General features: G+C 37.0%; 3 protein-coding genes and 2 pseudogenes. 3 read left to right on the top strand and 2 right to left on the bottom strand.

The features are described 5' to 3' along the window. A pseudogene (locus VFM80_RS10785) lies at positions 1 to 199 on the bottom strand (hypothetical protein); the annotation flags it as partial. Positions 200 to 263: 64 nt separating this feature from the next. Between VFM80_RS10785 and VFM80_RS10780 the strand changes: the two are divergent. From VFM80_RS10780 to mltG, 3 genes are all read left to right on the top strand, one after another. Then, positions 264 to 809 carry an HD domain-containing protein gene (locus VFM80_RS10780; protein ID WP_395071837.1) on the top strand — a complete coding sequence of 182 codons (546 nt, stop codon included), beginning with the start codon at positions 264 to 266 and terminating at the stop codon, positions 807 to 809. Positions 810 to 888: 79 nt separating this feature from the next. Next, positions 889 to 2,157 (top strand): BamA/TamA family outer membrane protein, encoded by a 1,269-nt coding sequence (locus VFM80_RS10775; RefSeq protein WP_395071836.1) that lies wholly within the window; start codon positions 889 to 891, stop codon positions 2,155 to 2,157. Positions 2,158 to 2,379: 222 nt separating this feature from the next. Then, complete coding sequence (gene mltG / locus VFM80_RS10770; protein ID WP_395071835.1) at positions 2,380 to 3,468, top strand: endolytic transglycosylase MltG; 1,089 nt, start codon at positions 2,380 to 2,382, stop codon at positions 3,466 to 3,468. Positions 3,469 to 3,478: 10 nt separating this feature from the next. Here the strand turns inward: mltG and VFM80_RS10765 are convergent. Beyond that, positions 3,479 to 3,749, bottom strand: a pseudogene (locus VFM80_RS10765) (hypothetical protein); the annotation flags it as partial.

Below are 3,749 nucleotides of genomic sequence, written 5' to 3'. Positions count from 1 at the left end.
ACAGTGTAACACCTGAAGTACCTCCATGGCAACTCGTGCAGCGTGAATTAAAAATCTGCTGAATATCTGCTGCATAACTTATTTCTTCCGGAGGTGGCAGTGGGACGTCATCACCTGGAGTGAGATCTTCCACATTATTAATACAACCGGATATAAATAGAAAAGAAATAAGGAGAGACCCGTTTAAATTAAATTTCATAAATTATTTTGTGCAAAATTGATGCTTGTTTAAACCTATACGAAAATAAAATAGAACTGGATTGATGAACGCACCTACAAAAGAATCTTCGGAAAAATTATTATCGCAATATGTTAAAAGCGAAAGTCTGATCAATCATTGTAAAATGGTAGCCCAAGCCATGGAGGCTTATGCACGTCATTTAGGAAAAGAGGAGGCTGAAATTGAGGAGTGGTGGATGGCAGGCTTATTACATGATCTGGATTGGGAGAAATTTCCTGATGAACATCCAAATAAAGCCGTAAATGAGATCTTACCTGAAAAGGAGTACTCCGGCAAAATCATTGATGCTATTAAAGCTCATGCTCCAGAACGTACCGGAAAAGAACCTGAGACCGAAATTGAACGATACCTTTTCGCCTGTGATGAGCTTTCGGGTTTCATGAATGCAGTTTCTTTGATGAGGCCTAATAAGTTTGAGGATATGAAGGTGAAATCGGTAACCAAGAAACTGAAGGATTTAAAATTTGCTGCTAATGTTCCAAGAGAGGATATCCAAAAAGGAGCCATACTAATCGATGCTGAATTAAGAGATCATATTGCATTTATGATCGAAGTCTACCGTGCATGAAAATGCTATTTCTTTTTTAACTTTTTTAAAGTAGATTTTTATAGTGGTTTAAGAGATAACATCAATCAAATACAACACTATGAGAGCATTATGTACTGCACTTCTTTTAGTACTAAGCTTTTCGCTTAGCGTTTCTGCACAGAACCTCGATGTTACATTTCATAATTCAATTGATCTATATGAGGGGTTAGATGAGGGTTTTTATTCAGAGAGTAGTTTTGGCGTGAAAAATCCTATCTATTCAGCGTTTCCTGTAACTTCAATGATAAGACATAATAGGGTGGATGGATTATTTTTAGGTTATCAGGAAGAAAGAATGGGCTGGAATAACTCCAGTTTTTTAGAAATTGAGAATGTAGACCTTCATGGTCTGATCGGTTATTCAATGGCTTTGAATGAGATACAATATTCGATTGGAGCTGAGAAAAGTATTGGTAACGATCGAAAATGGATGCTAATTGGCGGTGAATTATATAATTCGACATCTACAGAAGATTATTGGAGATCAGGTATTTTCGAGAATAGTGTATCATCATTCATCTCAGGTTTTGATTTCCATGATTACTATAAAGCAGATGGGTATGGCCTTTATACCCTATTAAAACCGGTAAGGTTTCTGGAACTCGGGGCTGCATATAATTATGATCAATTTAGTTCATTGGAAGCTAATACAGACTTTTCTTTAATATCAAGATATTCCACGTTCAGGATGAATCCTGCAATTGATGCACAATTTGATCAAATTAATCAACAGAGTATAAATTTAGGCCTGACTTTGAATCCAAAGGGTATTTCTGATTTATCTCCGATCTCAACTACGGTATCTGTGAAAGCTGAACTGGCAGATGTGGATGGCTTTAACAATGATTTCATGTACAACAGCTATCAGATCGAAACAAAATCATTTCTGAGATTAGATAGAAGTACCCTTTTCAAATGGAGAGTTATGGCGGGTAGCATAACCGGAGAGGCACCGGACTTCAAGAATTTCGCATTAGGTGGAATTGGCAGTATGAGAGCATTGGGATATAAGTCATTGACCGGTAACCAAATGCTTTTGAGCAATTTTGAGATCGAATTTGGGCAGTCTTCCTCTCATAAGAGCGGTTGGCCTGATCTGAGTTCAACTTATATTTCTCTCTTTCTTGATTCCGGAACTTCAAACTTCAACACCAATAATTATTCCGCAACAAATCCCATAGAACATTTTGATCTGTCCTTATCCGACTTATCTCATAATGTTGGTATTGGTCTTGGCCTGGGATTGATAAGATTTGAAGTGGCTAAGCCAGTTGCCGGTGCTGAAGGTCAGTCTTCTTTTTGGATACGGTTTAACCCAACATTTTAATCTGTATTAGAAGTATTCTTAAATAAAAAGAAACCCGGACCGATCAAAGTCCGGGTTTTTTCTTTAGGGCATTTGGTGCTTATGCAGCATCCAAAAGCTCTTTTGCTCTTCAACTTCAAGTACGGCACCAAATAAATTATGTTTCAATTCGTGTTGAGAACATTTTCGTATTTAATCTTGTTTTTTTAGCACCCTTTTAATTATGTATTAGTATCTTTAAGAATGAATTTACAGCATCTTATAAGACTGAATAGATCAGAGTTTTTAACAGCTCTATTTATTTTTTTGTTTATCGTCATTACTGTATCAGGATCTCGTCTCTTGAGGCTTAACTCCGGTAATTCAATTTTCTTCGAAGAAGAAACAACCATTGAATTCAATAGCTTAAAGGGATTGGATTCGCTACAGTTTACATTAAATGAAAAAGGAATTGATTTTGATGAATCAGAACTGGAGTGGGCTGCGAGTTTATTAGGATGGAAAAGATTTCAAAGAGGACTCTATAAATTTGAGGATGGATATTCGTATGAAGATTTCCTTTCAAAAATAGCAAAAGGTATTCAAGACCCCGTCTCTGTAGTAATATTACCGGGTATCACCATTGAAAGGTTGGCTGAGATCACCTCTGAGCAATTGCATTTTGAGAAAGAAGACCTTTATGAGGTTTTCAATGACAGTACTTATCTACTAGAGAAAGGCTTAAGCCAAGAGCAACTTTTTGGAAGAATGCTTCCTAATACTTATTCGATGTATTGGACAACAGAACCCAGGGACTTCACGGATAAACTGTTAGGGGAATTTGATAATGCTATTACCGAGGAACATAGATCACGTGCTCAGCAAGTTGGTTATTCTATGGATGAAATTCTGACCTTAGCATCAATTGTAGAGTGGGAAGCGAAATTTGAGGATGAAAAAGCACGCATAAGCGGATTATACTTAAATCGCTTAGAAAGAGGAATGAGATTGCAAGCAGATCCAACCGTTAACTTTGCCTTGGGAGAACGCCGCAGGCTTCTTTTCGAGGATTACCAGTTTGACCATCCTTTCAATACCTATCTGATCAGTGGGTTACCACCGGCTCCAATTACAAATCCAAGTCTTAATACGATTGAAGCAACTTTATACCCTGAAGACCATAACTATTTATATATGGTTGCAAATCCTGAAGGGGGACATGTGTTCACCAAAACATTCCATGAGCATCAAATTGAAAGTGAAAAATGGCGTATTTGGTTACGAGAACAATATCGGATCAAACGTCAGCGGGAAGCTGAAGAGTCACAAACTTCAGAAAATGAAGCTCAATGAAATTGAGTGCTCATTCAGCTTCTCTTTCTATTTTTTTTACTTTTACTTCCTGATTAATATGGGTATCCCGGAAACTTACATTCGATATAAGTCCCTGATAATTATTTAACTTTTTCAATCCTTTTTTTAAGTATGCCGGATTTTGCACTTCTTTTAGTGTTTGTAAAACTACATTTGCAGCATCAAATCCGATATAGGCAAATCGATTGGGGTCAGTATTGAATCTGAGACGGAAAGCACTTTCAAAATCTGCAATGTCTTCTCTTGTTTGATCAAGCTCA

The sequence above is a fragment of the Gracilimonas sp. genome (genome assembly GCF_035704785.1).
Classification (GTDB): domain Bacteria; phylum Bacteroidota; class Rhodothermia; order Balneolales; family Balneolaceae; genus Gracilimonas.
Note: the sequence above shows the minus strand (reverse complement) of the source record. Positions and strands in the feature narration are given on the sequence as shown.